This is a genomic window from Streptococcus sp. KHUD_010 (assembly GCF_040207525.1).
GTDB lineage: Bacteria > Bacillota > Bacilli > Lactobacillales > Streptococcaceae > Streptococcus > Streptococcus hominis.
Genome location: NZ_CP157941.1, coordinates 805308 through 820528 on the forward strand (window position 1 = coordinate 805308; position 15221 = coordinate 820528).

17 protein-coding genes and 2 pseudogenes are annotated in these 15221 nt (G+C 36.7%); 14 read left to right on the plus strand and 5 right to left on the minus strand.

The annotated features are described in order from the left end of the window. Positions 1-44: 44 nt before the first annotated feature. Positions 45-770 (plus strand): peroxide stress protein YaaA, encoded by a 726-nt coding sequence (gene yaaA / locus ABKA15_RS03985; protein ID WP_049512856.1) that lies wholly within the window; start codon positions 45-47, stop codon positions 768-770. 47 nt (positions 771-817) lie between these two features. On the opposite strand, the gene ABKA15_RS03990 is transcribed toward yaaA, so the two are convergent. Both ABKA15_RS03990 and ABKA15_RS03995 read right to left on the minus strand, forming a co-directional pair. After that, the gene (locus tag ABKA15_RS03990; protein ID WP_350015389.1) at positions 818-1369 is read right to left on the minus strand and encodes an NADPH-dependent FMN reductase; all 552 of its coding nucleotides are present in this window, start codon (positions 1367-1369) and stop codon (positions 818-820) included. Between the two features lie 66 nt (positions 1370-1435). Continuing rightward, on the minus strand, positions 1436-1882 hold the full coding sequence (locus ABKA15_RS03995) for a MarR family transcriptional regulator (RefSeq protein ID WP_049512852.1): 447 nt from the start codon (positions 1880-1882) through the stop codon (positions 1436-1438). 84 nt (positions 1883-1966) lie between these two features. Between ABKA15_RS03995 and ABKA15_RS04000 the strand changes: the two genes are divergently transcribed. From ABKA15_RS04000 to ABKA15_RS04025, 6 genes and pseudogenes are all read left to right on the plus strand, one after another. Next, positions 1967-2455 (plus strand): DUF5590 domain-containing protein, encoded by a 489-nt coding sequence (locus tag ABKA15_RS04000; protein WP_049512851.1) that lies wholly within the window; start codon positions 1967-1969, stop codon positions 2453-2455. Beyond that, entirely contained in the window at positions 2452-3630 is a 1179-nt protein-coding gene (locus ABKA15_RS04005) for a pyridoxal phosphate-dependent aminotransferase (RefSeq protein ID WP_350015390.1), read from the plus strand. The genes ABKA15_RS04000 and ABKA15_RS04005 overlap by 4 nt, the downstream gene beginning before the upstream one ends. Before the next feature lie 48 nt (positions 3631-3678). Next, a pseudogene (locus ABKA15_RS04010) lies at positions 3679-3812 on the plus strand (glyoxalase); the annotation flags it as partial. Positions 3813-3831: 19 nt separating this feature from the next. After that, positions 3832-5178 (plus strand): asparagine--tRNA ligase, encoded by a 1347-nt coding sequence (gene asnS, locus ABKA15_RS04015; RefSeq protein WP_049512847.1) that lies wholly within the window; start codon positions 3832-3834, stop codon positions 5176-5178. Between the two features lie 320 nt (positions 5179-5498). Then, positions 5499-6692, plus strand: a complete 1194-nt coding sequence (locus tag ABKA15_RS04020; RefSeq protein WP_049512845.1) for an MFS transporter — start codon at positions 5499-5501, stop codon at positions 6690-6692. Between the two features lie 213 nt (positions 6693-6905). Further along, positions 6906-7655 carry a PHP domain-containing protein gene (locus ABKA15_RS04025; RefSeq protein WP_049512843.1) on the plus strand — a complete coding sequence of 250 codons (750 nt, stop codon included), beginning with the start codon at positions 6906-6908 and terminating at the stop codon, positions 7653-7655. Positions 7656-7740: 85 nt separating this feature from the next. On the opposite strand, the gene ABKA15_RS04030 is transcribed toward ABKA15_RS04025, so the two are convergent. Both ABKA15_RS04030 and ABKA15_RS04035 read right to left on the minus strand, forming a co-directional pair. After that, on the minus strand, positions 7741-8064 hold the full coding sequence (locus ABKA15_RS04030; RefSeq protein WP_003032172.1) for a nuclear transport factor 2 family protein: 324 nt from the start codon (positions 8062-8064) through the stop codon (positions 7741-7743). An 11-nt stretch (positions 8065-8075) separates the two neighbouring features. After that, the gene (locus ABKA15_RS04035; protein WP_049512842.1) at positions 8076-8528 is read right to left on the minus strand and encodes a DUF1694 domain-containing protein; all 453 of its coding nucleotides are present in this window, start codon (positions 8526-8528) and stop codon (positions 8076-8078) included. Between the two features lie 175 nt (positions 8529-8703). Between ABKA15_RS04035 and eno the strand changes: the two genes are divergently transcribed. From eno to ABKA15_RS04055, 4 genes are all read left to right on the plus strand, one after another. Beyond that, complete coding sequence (eno, locus tag ABKA15_RS04040; protein WP_003029634.1) at positions 8704-10008, plus strand: surface-displayed alpha-enolase; 1305 nt, start codon at positions 8704-8706, stop codon at positions 10006-10008. Between the two features lie 78 nt (positions 10009-10086). After that, on the plus strand, positions 10087-10827 hold the full coding sequence (locus tag ABKA15_RS04045) for an NAD-dependent protein deacylase (protein ID WP_350015391.1): 741 nt from the start codon (positions 10087-10089) through the stop codon (positions 10825-10827). Between the two features lie 160 nt (positions 10828-10987). Further along, entirely contained in the window at positions 10988-11662 is a 675-nt protein-coding gene (locus ABKA15_RS04050; RefSeq protein ID WP_049512839.1) for a SatD family protein, read from the plus strand. Beyond that, positions 11655-12386, plus strand: coding sequence for a DUF3307 domain-containing protein (locus ABKA15_RS04055; RefSeq protein ID WP_186832646.1), 732 nt, complete (start codon positions 11655-11657; stop codon positions 12384-12386). Before ABKA15_RS04050 ends, ABKA15_RS04055 begins: the two co-directional genes overlap by 8 nt. A 42-nt stretch (positions 12387-12428) precedes the next feature. On the opposite strand, the gene ABKA15_RS04060 is transcribed toward ABKA15_RS04055, so the two are convergent. Next, positions 12429-13274: a DegV family protein gene (locus ABKA15_RS04060; RefSeq protein WP_106387947.1), complete on the minus strand. Its 846-nt coding sequence runs from the start codon at positions 13272-13274 to the stop codon at positions 12429-12431. A 134-nt stretch (positions 13275-13408) separates the two neighbouring features. On the opposite strand from ABKA15_RS04060, the gene ABKA15_RS04065 reads away from it, so the two are divergent. The 3 genes and pseudogenes from ABKA15_RS04065 to ABKA15_RS04075 all read left to right on the plus strand — a co-directional run bounded on the left by ABKA15_RS04065 (position 13409) and on the right by ABKA15_RS04075 (position 15159). Further along, a complete protein-coding gene (locus ABKA15_RS04065) occupies positions 13409-13993 on the plus strand; it encodes a TetR/AcrR family transcriptional regulator (protein ID WP_106387948.1) in 585 nt (194 codons plus the stop codon). A gap of 16 nt (positions 13994-14009) precedes the next feature. Next, positions 14010-14476: pseudogene (locus ABKA15_RS04070) on the plus strand (cytidine/deoxycytidylate deaminase family protein). 47 nt (positions 14477-14523) lie between these two features. Then, entirely contained in the window at positions 14524-15159 is a 636-nt protein-coding gene (locus ABKA15_RS04075; protein ID WP_264340941.1) for a tetratricopeptide repeat protein, read from the plus strand. Positions 15160-15221: the final 62 nt, after the last annotated feature.

Below are 15221 nucleotides of genomic sequence, written 5' to 3' on the forward strand. Positions count from 1 at the left end.
AAAAATCATTTGTTCTGCAAAATAACTTTTGATACAATAAGATTATGAAAATTTTAATTCCAACTGCAAAGGAAATGAATCTTAGCCTTAAACCTCATGGCAAGTGTTTTCTTTCAGAGCAAACAAAAACAATTGTAGCTAGTCTGTCACAGTATTCTATTGAAGAATTAGCAGATTTCTATCATATTAGTCTGGAACGTGCAGAAGAGGAGTATGTTCATTTTCAACAATTAAAAAATGGGCAAGCCTTGACTTACCCAGCACTACATTTATTTGATGGTCTTATGTATCGAAACATCAAAAGAAGTGATTTAACGGAGAAAAAGTCGAGGTATGTAGACAAGCATTTGTTCATTACTTCTAGTCTATATGGTGTTATGCCAGCTATGGTGTTGATTTCACCTCATCGATTGGATTTTTCAGTGAAATGTACTATTTCTGGCAAAAGCCTAAAAAATTATTGGCGCAACGATTATGATGCAGCTATTTCAGACGAGGAAATGATTTTGTCTCTGTTATCAAGTGAGTTTGAGACGGTGTTTTCCAAATCTATGCGCGATAAGATGCTTCGGTTTAAATTTTTAGAAGATAGAGAAGGAAGTTTGAAAGTTCACTCAACTATTTCTAAAAAAGCTCGTGGTCAATTTTTAACAGCTTTAATTGAAAGCCAAGTAAGAAGCAAAAAAGAAATCAAACAATTGCAATTTGCAGGCTTTGCTTTCCGAGAGGATTTGTCTACGATAAATACCTATGTCTTTGTTAAGGAGTAAAATAAAAATGGAATGATGTAAAAGTGTCATTCCATTTTTTGCTTATTTTAGTCAATAGCTGCTAATAATGCTTCAGCTTGAGCTACGAGTTCAGCTTGTTTTTCGTCGGAAACTGTCAGTTGACCAGTTCCCCAGGCTTCTGGGTTTACAGCAACACCAGTAAATGGTTCAACAACTTTCATGCGAATAAATGGAAGAAGGCTGCGATAATGTTTGAAAACTTCATCTGGAGAAGTTCCATTGGCTACTGAGGAAACTGTTACAAGTTTTTCATTAAGAGCAGAAGGACCTGATGGGTTTGAAAGGTCAAGTGCACGTGATAGCCAATCTAAGAGATTTTTAACAACTCCTGGAATTGCCCAGTTATAGGTTGGTGAGAAGAGCCAGATAGCATCAGCAGCGAGAATTTCTTCACGAGCTTTGGCAACAGCCGTAGGAGCTGGGCTTTCAATATCTTGGTTGAAAAATGGAACATCTTTGAAATCAAGATAAGAAACTTCAGCTTTGTCAGCAAGAATGTTTTCGGCCTGAGTAGCTAATTGATGGTTGAATGAGCCTTGGGGAAGAGACCCGACGATAAATAGTACTTTTTTAGACATATAAGTCACTCTCCTTTTCTTTTGTACCTGTTTATGTTACAACAAATATCACTAATTAGCAAGAAATTAGCTCAAACTTTTGAATTTTTTTAAAATCCGAATCAAATCTTCTTTATCTTGCTCTGTTAAAATGCTAAATACATGTTGAATATTTTGAATATGATTTGGAAGCACCACTTCAATTTTGCTACGTCCTTCTGGGGTCAATCCGACTAAAAAAGAACGTCGATCAGATGGGTCACAGGTACGAAAAATCCAACCGTCCCGTATCATATTTTTGATGACAACGGTCATATTTCCAGATGTCGCAAGCATTTTATCAATTAAGTCTTGAATGCGTAAGTTCCCTTTACTATAAAGGGTTTCTAAAACTGAAAATTGAGTTGGAGTCAGCTTGTGTTGTTTTGCCGCCTGATTTTCAAAAGGTCGAATCGTGTGAATAGCTTTATTTAAAATAATCATGGTTTTTAAATCTAAATGATTTTCTTGAAAAAGTTTTGCTAGTTTGTCCATAACTGTATTTTATCAATAAGTAGTAATAAAATCAAATTTTAGAAAAAGATAGAAAAAAATCCTTATTTATAGTATAATGGACGAGTGAAAAATAGAAGAAAAAATGATAGAAATTTCATTATTTGGCAATATATTATCGGAAGTGTGATAGTTTTGGCCGTTCTCACTTTTTCCTTTCTTTACATTTTGAATCTATCTATGGAACCTTACCAATCAGCTAAGGTAACGGCTAGTAGAATTGCTCGTCAATATGCGGATTTGGATAAAGTGGATCGCTTTGCTATTTATAACGGTGAAAAAAGTTATTACAGTCTTTTGGGGAAAAATCGTAAAAAGACGCAGCTTGCTGTTTTGATAGAAGCAGATAGTGATAAAATCTATACTTATGAATTGTCCAAAGGGATTAGTCAAGAAAAAGCAAAACAAATCGCTAAAGAGAGTGGTGCCAAACAAATTGATAAAGTGACATTTGGCTATGTAAAAGAGCAACCAATCTGGGAAGTCAAGTCTGGAACAACTTATTATAATGTTGGATTTGAAACAGGAACATTGCTCAGCAAGGAGGGACTATGAGATTATCAAATCGTGTTTTAAATATGGAAGAAAGTGTAACTTTAGCAGCAGCAGCGCGCGCAAAAGCTTTAAAAGCACAAGGTCGTGATATCCTTTCGCTGACTTTGGGAGAGCCAGATTTTCCAACTCCGAAGAATATTCAAGATGCTGCTATCTCTGCAATAAAAAACGGTAGAGCTAGTTTTTATACGGTTACCAGTGGTCTGCCTGAATTAAAGGAAGCAATTGTAGCATATTTTGCAAAATACTATGGTTATACGATTAAACCAAATCAAGTGACCGTTGCAACGGGTGCAAAGTTCTCCCTTTATACCTTTTTTATGAGTGTCATCAATCCAGGTGATGAAGCGATTATTCCGGCACCGTGCTGGGTTAGTTATGGCGACCAGATTAAGATGGCAGAAGGGGTACCAGTTTTTGTTCAAACGACAGAAGCAAATCATTTCAAAGTGACCGTTGGGCAATTAGAGGCTGCTCGGACAGAGAAAACGAAAGTTTTGGTGCTCAATTCTCCCTCCAATCCAACGGGAATGATTTATACTGATGAGGAGTTATTAGCGATAGGTAATTGGGCGGTAGAGCACGATATTCTCATTTTGGCAGATGATATTTATGACCGCTTGGTTTACAATGGAAATGAATTTACACCGATTTCAAGCTTATCTGAAGCTATTCGCAAGCAGACAATTGTTATCAATGGTGTATCTAAGTCGTATTCGATGACTGGTTGGAGGCTTGGTTATGCTGTTGGAGAACCTAAAATCATTGCAGCGATGAGTAAAGTGGCTGGACAAACGACTTCTAATCCAACCGCTGCTTCCCAATATGCAGCGATTGAAGCTCTAAAGGGGTCTCAAGACACTGTTGAAACCATGCGTCAGGCTTTTGAAGAACGTCTCAATACCATTTATCCTTTGCTTGCAGAAGTTCCTGGCTTTGAAGTGGTGAAACCACAAGGAGCGTTTTACCTCTTTCCAAATGTTAAAAAAGCAATGGAGCTGAAAGGCTATTCAGATGTGACAGAGTTTACAACAGCTATTCTAGAAGAAGTAGGTGTCGCTCTTGTAACGGGTGCTGGCTTTGGTGCGCCAGAGAATGTTCGCCTGAGCTATGCGACGGATATGGATACCTTGAAAGAGGCCGTTCATCGTATCAAGGCGTTTATGGAGGGTTAAAAAGTGATCGATCATTTTACCCTTAAGGTAAAGAATTTAGAAGTTTCTAAAGCTTTCTATCAAGCAGCTTTGGCTGCTGGAGGAAAGGATAATGGTGCACCTGGCGAACGTAAAAATACTATGCGACCTTTGTGATAGACCCAGATGGGAACAACATTGAGGCTGTTTATCATAAAAAATAAAATAGAAAAGAGAAAAAACGTGTCAACAAAATATACTTCAATTATGGATGTTAAAAATCATGTCGGAGAAGAAGTGACGATTGGTGCTTGGGTTGCCAATAAATCAGGAAAAGGAAAAATTGCCTTCTTGCAATTGCGTGACGGTACAGCTTTTTTTCAAGCTGTGGCTTTCAAGCCAAATTTCCTTGAAAAATTTGGTGAAGAAGAGGGTTTGAATAAATTTAATATCATCAAACACTTGAACCAAGAAACAGCCGTTTTAGTAAAAGGAATCGTCAAAGAAGATGAGCGCTCAAAATTTGGATATGAATTAGACGTAACGGATATTGAAATCGTTGGAGAGTCTACTGATTATCCTATCACACCAAAAGAGCACGGAACAGACTTTTTGATGGATCATCGTCACTTATGGCTGCGTTCACGCAAGCAAATGGCAATTATGCAAATTCGCAACGCGATTATCTATGCTTCCTATGAATTCTTTGACCGCAATGGCTTTATCAAATTTGATAGTCCGATTTTATCAGGAAATGCAGCAGAAGATTCCACAGAGCTTTTTGAAACAGATTATTTTGGAACTCCTGCCTTTCTAAGTCAATCTGGGCAACTTTACTTAGAAGCAGGTGCTATGGCACTTGGTCGTGTATTTGACTTTGGCCCTGTTTTCCGTGCCGAAAAATCTAAAACACGTCGTCATTTGACAGAATTCTGGATGATGGATGCAGAATATCCATTTGTTACTCATGATGAGTCGCTTGATCTTCAGGAGGCTTATGTGAAGGCTTTGATTCAAGGAGTTTTGGATCGTGCACCACATGCGCTTGAAGTGTTGGAACGTGATACTGATCTTCTTAAAAAATACGTAGCAGAACCCTTCAAACGTATTTCTTACGATGAAGTAATTGACCTCTTACAAGAACACGAAAATGATGAAGAAGCTGAGTATGAGCATATCGAACGAGGTGATGATTTCGGCTCACCTCACGAAACTTGGATTTCAAACTATTTTGGTGTGCCAACTTTTGTTGTGAACTACCCTGCTAGCTTTAAGGCTTTCTACATGAAACCTGTTCCTGGTAACGAAGAACGTGTGCTTTGTGCAGATCTTTTGGCGCCAGAAGGCTATGGAGAAATCATTGGTGGTTCAGCTCGCGAAGAAAGCTATGAAAAATTATTAGCGAAGATTGAAGAAAATGGTCTGAACCCTGATGACTATGCTTTCTATCTAGATCTTCGTAAATATGGTTCAGTTCCTCATGCTGGATTTGGACTTGGTTTGGAACGTATGGTGACATTTGTTGCAGGAACGAAACACATCCGTGAAGCCATTCCATTCCCACGTATGCTCCACAGAATTGAACCTTAGGAAATGTGAGAGTGGGATAGAAATCAATCATTCGAAGAATTTGATTTTTCAGCAAGTTCTAGTTTCTAGTTGCTGACCTAAAACAGTCCACTGGACTGTTTTACTTCCACCTCTGCACAAGTTGGTTAGGATAGTCGTTATCACCGGTATAACAAGGGATAAGGATATCCAACCAACCACTGCGTTTTGCAAGCCAAACTATGAAATGCAAGAGGTTGGGAGATTGTGTCCCAACCTCTTTAAAATTGAAATATTATGAGAAATGAATAAGTTAGAGAACTGAACGGGAAGTTCGGTTTCTTCTTAGTAAAGGAAAAAGTATGTTTAGGAGAAGTTACAAAAGAAATATTCCTCTTATGGCAGGAGTGGAATTCTTAGGATTTTTAGGTATTACGAGTTTTTGGATTTTATTCCTCAGTCAAAATGGTATGTCTTTACTGCAAATTGGGCTGTTAGAGAGTATTTTTCATGCAACAGGCATCATTTTTGAAATTCCGTCAGGCATGTTGGCAGATCGATTTTCTTATAAGACCAATCTGTACGTAAGCCGCTTGACTAGCATTTTATCATCTATTTTAATGTTGACAGGGCAAGGGAATTTTTGGATATATGCAATGGCAATGATAATCAATGCTTTGTCTTATAACTTTGATTCAGGAACGAGCTCTGCACTGCTATATGACTCTGCTGTAGAAGCTGGTTTAAAAGACCGTTATTTGAAAATATCAAGTTTGATGTCAGGTGTTTCTGAGGCAGCAATCTCTTTAGGAACGGTACTAGCGGGGTTATTTGTACATGGATATTTGTATATTACCTATTATATCATGATTGCGGTTTCTATTATTGTTTTAATTCTGATTTGGTTGATAAAAGAACCGACAATGAAAAAGAAAAATGACGAAGTGTTGACGATGAAAAAAATTATCTTGATTGTGAGAGAAGAGATGAAAAATAATCCCAGTCTTTTTACATGGATGATGATTTTTCAATTTGTTGGAACAATAATGTGCATGTTTTACTTTTACTATCAAAAACAATTGCCAGACTTGGCAGGATGGCAGATTTCGACAGTTATGTTGATTGGTAGTGTCTTAAATATTTTGGCAGTTTCTCTTGCTAGTAAGATTGGGAAAACATGGCATTCTTTTCGGATTTTTCCAGTAGTTGTCAGTTTGACAGGAGCAGCTTATGTACTGTCATTTTTGGGGACACCATTCATGTATATTATTATTTATTTGGTAACGAATGCTCTGTATGCCATGTATCAACCGATTTTTTATAATGATTTGCAACAGTATTTACCAAACTCAGTCAGAGCGACCATGTTAAGCGTTACTTCAATGATGTTCAGTTTAAGCATGATTATCATTTTTCCGATTGTTGGTTGGCTGATTGACAGTTTTGGCTTCAATTCGACTTTTATTGGTTTGGGAACGGTACTGATAGTGTTAGTACTACCTTTAATTATCGTTTTACAAAGGATTCGTAAACAGTTGAAAACAATCGAAAATTAATTTTTTACCTTAGGCTATATTTATTGATAAGATATAAGTTTTATGAGCTAAATTTCATGGACAGATTGGTTTGTCACTTAATCAATCTCTATGGTAAGGAATTGTAAATGACGGTATTACTATTCATAGATCATAGAAAGAGATAATGGAACTAGAAACGATATTTTTTAAGTTTCTGGTATGATTTAATGGAACGATAGGAGGAAAAACATTATGCGCGATAATCATCTTCATACTTACTTTTCTTACGATTCAGATGCTGATTTCATAGATTATTTGGAACATTACGATGGTGAAATCGTGACGACTGAACATCTGGATTTATCTAATCCCTATCCGTATGATGCAGGTTCTCCTCACGATGATGTTCCTGATTATGAGTCTTATTCTAGAAAAATAGCTGCTCTTAATCGGAAATATGGAAATCGAATCAAAAAAGGAATTGAGATTGGCTATTACAAACCACGTAAGAAAGATATTTTAGCTTTTTTGGAGAATAAAGATTATGATTTGAAACTTTTGTCTGTTCACCATAATGGGAAGTTCGATTACTTAGAAGAACCTGCTTTGCAATCTGATAAAATGAAGGTGATTCCAATTTATTTTAAAGAAATGGAAGAAGCTATTGAAAGTATTCCAGCTGATGTTTTGGCTCATTTTGACTATGGTTTTCGCAAGTTTAATGTGACAGTTGAAGAACTAAAAAACTTTGAACCTCAACTTCGTGCCCTCTTTCAGAAAATGATAGAGCACAACTTGGCTTTTGAACTGAATTGCAAGTCAATGTATCTCTATGACCATGAAGATATTTATATTTATGCTCTGTCTTTGGTGAAAGAACTAGGTGGAACGAAATACTCTGTTGGGTCTGATGCCCATACGTTAGAACATTTTCGCTTGAATTTCGACCGAATCCAGCAAATCCTAACGGAATTTGGCATAGACGAAGGAATGTTGCTATAAAAAAGGGGTTAGAACAAAAAGTTCTTAACCTCCCATTATATTTGTTTTAGATTACAAGGTGTAGTAGTTGTCGGATATGGAAACATCATAACAAATATTCATATTCTCTGATAATTAAACCATTTTCAAACTCAAAAATATCACAGGATAGTTGACCAAAATCGTTTTTGAGAATAGTAACAATCCGATTTTCATTAGTTGAAAAAGTATGCAAGCAGGAAAATTGAACGTTGCTATGATGATAGGCTTGCTGAATCTTCAGAAGATAATCGTCTATTCCATGAATGGTTGAAACTTCTTGCCCGTGCAATTCCCAGATAACTTCAGGATGTAAAAAATTTTGGTAAGTTTCCCAGTCTCTTTGATTTTCTGCTTGAAAGAACAAGGTTAGTTTTTCTGAATTTGGCATCAATCGTCCCTTTAATGAAACAACTTTTCCCAAAAAGAAGGTTTCTTTTCTGCTTGTTGGGATAAATCTGATTGGAAAAGTTCAGAAAATTGGATAAGGATTTCTTTTTCGGTAATCTCTACTGGATGATCGCTATGAATGACCAAGCCAAATGGAGAATTCTTGTAGTTACTAGACACAATTGTTGCTTTGCAGCCAAGATCTTTTGCTATTTTTAAGTAAAAAATTTGATATTGACTAGTGACCTCAGGAGATATTTTCACAGTTACAGGCTGATAGTCCAAGATAATCTTTTGCAACATTTCTTTAAAGTGGTCGTGGATGGGAGCGCTGTTAGCTTCATCAATACTACATTCTGCAATGACCCGCTCTTCAAATGTTTCTAAAAATTTTCTTTGCTCATCAGGATTTAATTTTAATCCCCCTTGAGATTTTTCCATTATTGCTTTTTTTATATCTGTCATAAAGTTAGTATAACATACTTTTTTTGAAATTTATCCAAGAAACATTCGGAAATATAAAACGCTTACATAGAAAATTATCGTAAATTTCATAGAAAGGCACGATTTTTCCTTGAAAAAAACTGATTTTTAAGGTATGATAGGAATGTAAATAAAATAACTCAAAGGAGAGTAAAAAATGTCAATTATTACTGATGTTTACGCTCGCGAAGTTCTAGACTCACGCGGTAACCCAACACTTGAAGTAGAAGTTTATACTGAATCAGGTGCTTTCGGACGTGGTATGGTTCCATCTGGAGCTTCTACTGGTGAACACGAAGCAGTTGAACTTCGTGATGGTGACAAATCTCGTTACGGCGGTCTTGGTACACAAAAAGCTGTTGACAACGTAAACAATATCATTGCTGAAGCAGTTATTGGTTATGACGTTCGCGATCAACAAGCTATTGACCGTGCAATGATTGCACTTGACGGTACTCCAAATAAAGGTAAATTGGGTGCAAATGCAATTCTTGGTGTATCTATTGCTGTAGCACGTGCTGCTGCTGATTACCTTGAAATCCCACTTTACAGCTACCTTGGTGGATTCAATACTAAAGTTCTTCCAACTCCAATGATGAACATCGTCAACGGTGGTTCTCACTCAGATGCTCCAATCGCTTTCCAAGAATTTATGATTGTGCCTGCTGGTGCACCTACATTCAAAGAAGCTCTTCGTTGGGGTGCTGAAATTTTCCACGCTCTTAAGAAAATCCTTAAATCTCGTGGTCTTGAAACAGCTGTTGGTGACGAAGGTGGATTTGCTCCTCGTTTTGACGGAACTGAAGACGGTGTAGAAACTATCCTTGCTGCTATCGAAGCTGCTGGTTATGTTCCTGGCAAAGATGTATTCCTTGGATTTGACTGTGCATCATCAGAATTCTACGACAAAGAACGCAAAGTTTATGATTACACTAAATTCGAAGGTGAAGGAGCTGCAGTTCGTACAGCTGACGAACAAATCGAATACCTTGAACAATTAGTTGATAAATACCCAATCATCACTATCGAAGATGGTATGGATGAAAATGACTGGGAAGGTTGGAAGAAACTTACTGAACGCCTTGGTAAGAAAGTACAACTTGTTGGTGATGACTTCTTCGTAACAAACACTTCTTATCTTGAAAGAGGTATTAACGAAGGATGTGCTAACTCAATCCTTATTAAAGTTAACCAAATCGGTACTCTTACTGAAACATTTGATGCTATTGAAATGGCAAAAGAAGCTGGTTACACTGCCGTTGTATCACACCGTTCTGGTGAAACTGAAGATTCAACAATTGCTGACATCGCAGTTGCAACTAACGCTGGACAAATTAAGACTGGTTCATTGTCACGTACTGACCGTATTGCTAAATACAACCAATTACTTCGCATCGAAGATCAACTTGGTGAAGTAGCTGAATACCGTGGTTTGAAATCTTTCTATAACTTGTCAAAATAATTCAGTTATAATATGAATCGGCTAGTTCTGCTAGCCGATTTTTTCTTTAATAATATTGGTGACTTTTAGGAGGGCGATATGGACAAGATTGAAGAACTGGCTCAGATCATTCAAAGTAGCCAAAATATTGTATTCTTCGGTGGTGCAGGTGTTTCAACTGAATCTGGTATTCCGGATTTTCGCAGCTCAAATGGTATTTACAATATTGAGTTAAACCAGCATTTTACAGCAGAGCAATTAGTTTCACATACGATGTTTGAACGTTATCCAGAACAGTTTTTTGACTTTTACAAGAAATATCTTATTTATCCTAATGCTAAGCCAAATGTAGCCCATAAATATTTAGTTTATCTAGAAAAGCTAGGGAAATTAAAAGCAATTGTTACACAGAATATTGATAGTTTACACGAGATGGCAGGAAGCAAGAACGTATTAAAAATTCATGGTAGTGTGGACCGAAATTTTTGTACCAATTGTCATCGTTTTTATGACTTAGAGAATTTTTTGAAATTGCCAGGAACCATTTCTTATTGCGAGACTTGTGGTTGTGTAGTTAAGCCAGATGTGACTCTTTATGAGGAACCGTTAAATATGGAAGTTTTTTCTCAAGCTATTCAGACTATCAGTCATGCTGACCTACTCATCATTGGCGGAACATCGCTAGTTGTTTATCCAGCTGCTAATTTGGTTCATTATTTTCAAGGACGGCACTTAGTTGTTATCAATAAAAACAATGTACTACAAGATAGTCAAGCTGACTTAGTTATCAAGGGCAAGATTGGAGAAGTGCTGGGTAAGGTATGGAAAGTAAAAGGATAGTCATTATCAGATCAAATGATGGTTTCAATCATGTGCTTAGTTGTATTTTTTAGAGATAGTAGATTAAAAAATGTCCTCCATGACGGAAATTTTGGGAAATGTCCTTTATAATGGAAATTTTCCAAAATTTCCATTATAATAGACAAAAAGAGGTGAGAAGATGATGTACATTGCTCTTATTGGAGATGTTATTGAATCAAAAAAAATACAAGATCGAGCGCAGGCGCAACAGAAATTGTTGCAATTGATGAAAGAGTTGAATCAGCAATATCAGAAATATTTAGTTTCTCCCTTTACAGTCACAACTGGAGATGAATTTCAAGCCTTATTTTCACCAAATTCTTATATATTTCAAATCATAGATCAGCTTTCTGTTGCATTTGCTCCTTATGAAATTCGATTCGGTATTGGTGTTGGAGATATGATTACAGAGATAAATAAAGAACAAAGTATAGGTTCTGATGGTCCTGCATATTGGTTGGCGAGAGAAGCCATTAACCATATCCACGATAAGAATGATTATGGCATCAATCACATTTCAGTTTTTTTGGCAGATGAGAAAGCCACCCAGACAATCAATGCTATTTTAGCTGCGTGCTCTTTTATTCAGTCCAAGTGGACAGATATCCAATATGATGTCCTCAAACAATTACTAGCTGAAAATATATACGATGAAACATTTTCGCATAAAGAAATGGCAAAACTACTTGGTATCACTCCGAGTGCTTTCAACAAACGTATCAAGGCGAGTGGGTTAAAAATTTATCTCAGAAATAAACGAGTTGCGATGAACTTGATGTTAAACGCGATAGAGAAGGAGGCGAAACATGTCTAATTTGTGGGGATTTTCAGACTATTTTGTCCAACATCCAATCTTGTTGTTAGTCTTATTGGCGCATGTTTTAGCTGATTTCCAATGGCAAAGTCAAAAAATGGCAGATTTAAAATGTCGAAAGTTGCCTTATTTATTGTTGCATTTAGCCATTGTTTTTCTGCCGTTGCTGATTTTGAGTATCTTTTTCCCAAAAAATATTATTTATTTTGCTGCTGTTTGGATTAGTCATGTAGTTATTGATTTCCTGAAATACAGGCTCAACACGTTTATAGAAAGAAAGAGACTCACAAAACAAGCTTTCATCATTGACCAAGTCCTTCATTTGATTTGCATTTTTCTATTTTATGCTTTATTGGCCAGCAAAATCAATCCACAATGGCTGAAAAATGGAGCATCAGTTGCTCAAACCCTTCTTTTCTTGGCAATCGTTGGCAAGCCTGTTAATATTTTATTTAAGCTTTTCTTCAGTAGGTATCAGTCAAAGGGAGATAACCAAGACACTATAGCAGGTGCAGGGGCGATGATTGGGATTTTAGAGCGTTTTATTATGGCTTTGTCTCTTATATTTGGGCAGTTTGCTTCCGTTGGCTTAGTCTTTACTGCTAAGTCAATCGCACGATATAACAAAATTTCTGAAAGTCAGTCCTTTGCAGAATACTATCTCATTGGCTCACTTTTTAGCATGATTAGTGTGCTAGTTGTTTTTGGTTTGCTATATTTGTAATATAAAAACTGTAGTTTAGTGATTGACTACAGTTTCGTTATATTATTGAATTTCATAGCCCATGAGGAGACCATTTTCTTCAGCATAAAAGCTACAAAGTCCAGAAGTCGGGATGACTTCAATAACAGCTTGTGGGAATCTTTCACGAACCATTTCGGAAAATTGCTGGCAAAACTTAGGATTATGTCGATGAGCAATAATGATTTGTCCACCGGCATAGCCCGCTTTGATGAGTTCATCAAAAGCTGCGACTAGTGATTTTTTAGCACCACGCGCCTTTTGAAGCAACTCTAGTTTACCGTCTTGACTGGCTTCGCCGACCATACGGATATTCAATAATCCTACAACAGCTCCAAGTAATTTGCTCAGTCGTCCATTTTTAACTAGGTTATCAACTTTTGCAAGAACGAAAAGTAACTTCGTCTTTGCTTGATAGGCTGTAATTTCTGTTACAACCTCTTCATAACTTAGCCCTTGACCGATGAGAAGATTAAGCTTTTTGATAATCAAATCATTTTCACCGCCAGCAGAAAGAGTATCAATAACATGAATATTCACGTTGGGATGTTCTTCAAGATAGAGTTTTTTAGCCACTTGTGCGCTATTATGGCTTCCTGACAAGGTTCCTGTAATAGTAACGACAAAAATGTTTGAAGCTCCATCAAAAGCTTTCATATAATCATCTGGACTAGGACAAGCAGACTTTGAAGCCGAAGAAGTGGCATACATTTTTTCCATCATATCATCAATATTGAGCTGAGCATTATCTATAAAGATTTCATCGCCTACTTGAATAGTCAAAGGAACACTTTCAAATAAGATGTCAACAGCAAGGTTTTCGATAGTTCTATAATCACAGCCTGAATCAGCTACGATCTTCCAAGTCATTCAATTTCTCCTTTGGTGGGATAGTCCGTTAATTAGACATTGACAAAAAGTTTGTCTTTTTTTACAATTATATCATGAAAATACCGCTTTAGAAAGCCTTTACAGTCGGTTGTTACATGTAGAAAGAAAATGTTATGTCGGAACGTAAAATATCGAAAAAATCTTTAGAAAATCTAAAAATATCAAATCAGGAATCCAATCGCATTACAAAAGAATCCTTAGAAATTTCGCTATTGCAATTATTGGAAAAGAAAGAGTTGACCAAAATTACTATTTCTGAATTAGTAGAGAGGGCAGGCGTTTCACGTGCAGCTTTTTATCGAAATTATGATTCAAAAGAAGAAATTTTACAAGAGATTTTCCAACGAACAGTACAAAAGATTACTGATAAATTGGAACAATTCAATATGAGAACAGAGCTCTATCAAGTGTGGTTGTTTTTGTTTAAAGAAGTCAAAAAAGAGGCACGAATCCTTAGTTTAGCAGTGGATTACAATTTAGAAAAACTGTTGACAAGTGCTGTGTTTGATTTCTTGGAAAAACAAAATAGCTCTAGAAAAGAGGCTTCGACTTACATGAATTCCTTTTGGAGTTCGGCGGTGGTTTCTGTCTTAATCAAATGGACAAAAGACGGCATGAGGGTTCCGGCAGAAAAGATCGCATCGCTCGGACTTCCGCTTTTTCCACATCGAAAAAATGATAAACTGAGTGATAAATAAAAAAGAAGGTGACAATATGGTGACAAAAAGATTGGCTTGGGACGAATATTTTGCAGCACAAGCGCTCTTGATTGCAAATCGCTCAACCTGCAAACGAGCAAGCGTTGGTGCGGTTATTGTAAAGGATAATAAAGTTATTTCAACAGGATATAATGGATCCGTTTCAGGAACGGAGCACTGCATCGATCACGAAGCCTGATAGTCGATGGGCATTGTGTGAGGACGTTACATGCAGAAGTAAATGCGATTTTGCAAGGTGCAGAGCGCGGGATCCCGAAAGGATTTACTGTTTATGTCACGCATTTTCCTTGTCTCAATTGTACAAAACAGCTTTTACAAGTTGGTTGCAAGCGAGTGGTTTATATCAATCAATACCGTATGGATGATTATGCGCGTTATTTATATAGCGAAAAGGAAGTTGAGCTAGTACATCTGCCAATCGAAAAAGTAAAAGAGGCAATCTCGGAGACTGATTTGATATAACTTTTAAAGTGTGACTTTTGTTTTCTATGAATAAAAGGAAAGAAATTATGATAGAAGAACAACTTCAAAAAGCCTGGCAAGCATTGTTTGACGGGCAATATCAGCTTGCCAAGCAATTCGTTTATCAAATAGACCAAGATAGTTATAGTACACTGAACTTAAAAGCTTATATTGCTTTGGAAGAAAAGGATTTTCAGTTGGCACGTCAGTTTTTAAAAGACTACTATGCTCAGGCTGTGTCTGAAAAGAATCTAGAAGAACAACATATAGGCTTGCATCAATTAGCGATGGTCGAACGAGAAGAAGAACATTTTCAAAAAGCCTATGACTTGATAATGACAGAAGCTGCAATTATTGCAAAACATTTCCCTGATGATGTTTTAAAGACTTCAGTCAATTTGTACGAACAGGGGTATTTACAATTCAAACTTGGAAATATTCACCTTGCAGAGGAACTTTTGCAAGAAACACTAAATTTAGCATTGCAGACAGATGACTTCGTCAATCATGCTTGTGCTTATCGTGGCTTGGCTGAGGTAATGCTAGCTAAGGGAGATATAAAAATGGCTAAATCTTATGCTCAAAAAGCACTGGCGTGTTTTGAAAAAGCAGGTGATACCGTTGGAGCAGCAGGACTGAAGGACTTAATGACACAGATAAACTCACAAGATAGAAGGTTGTAGATAATGTTTGTGAAATAAGATATTCTAATGTAAAAGTTAGAATATTTTTCTTTTTATGATAA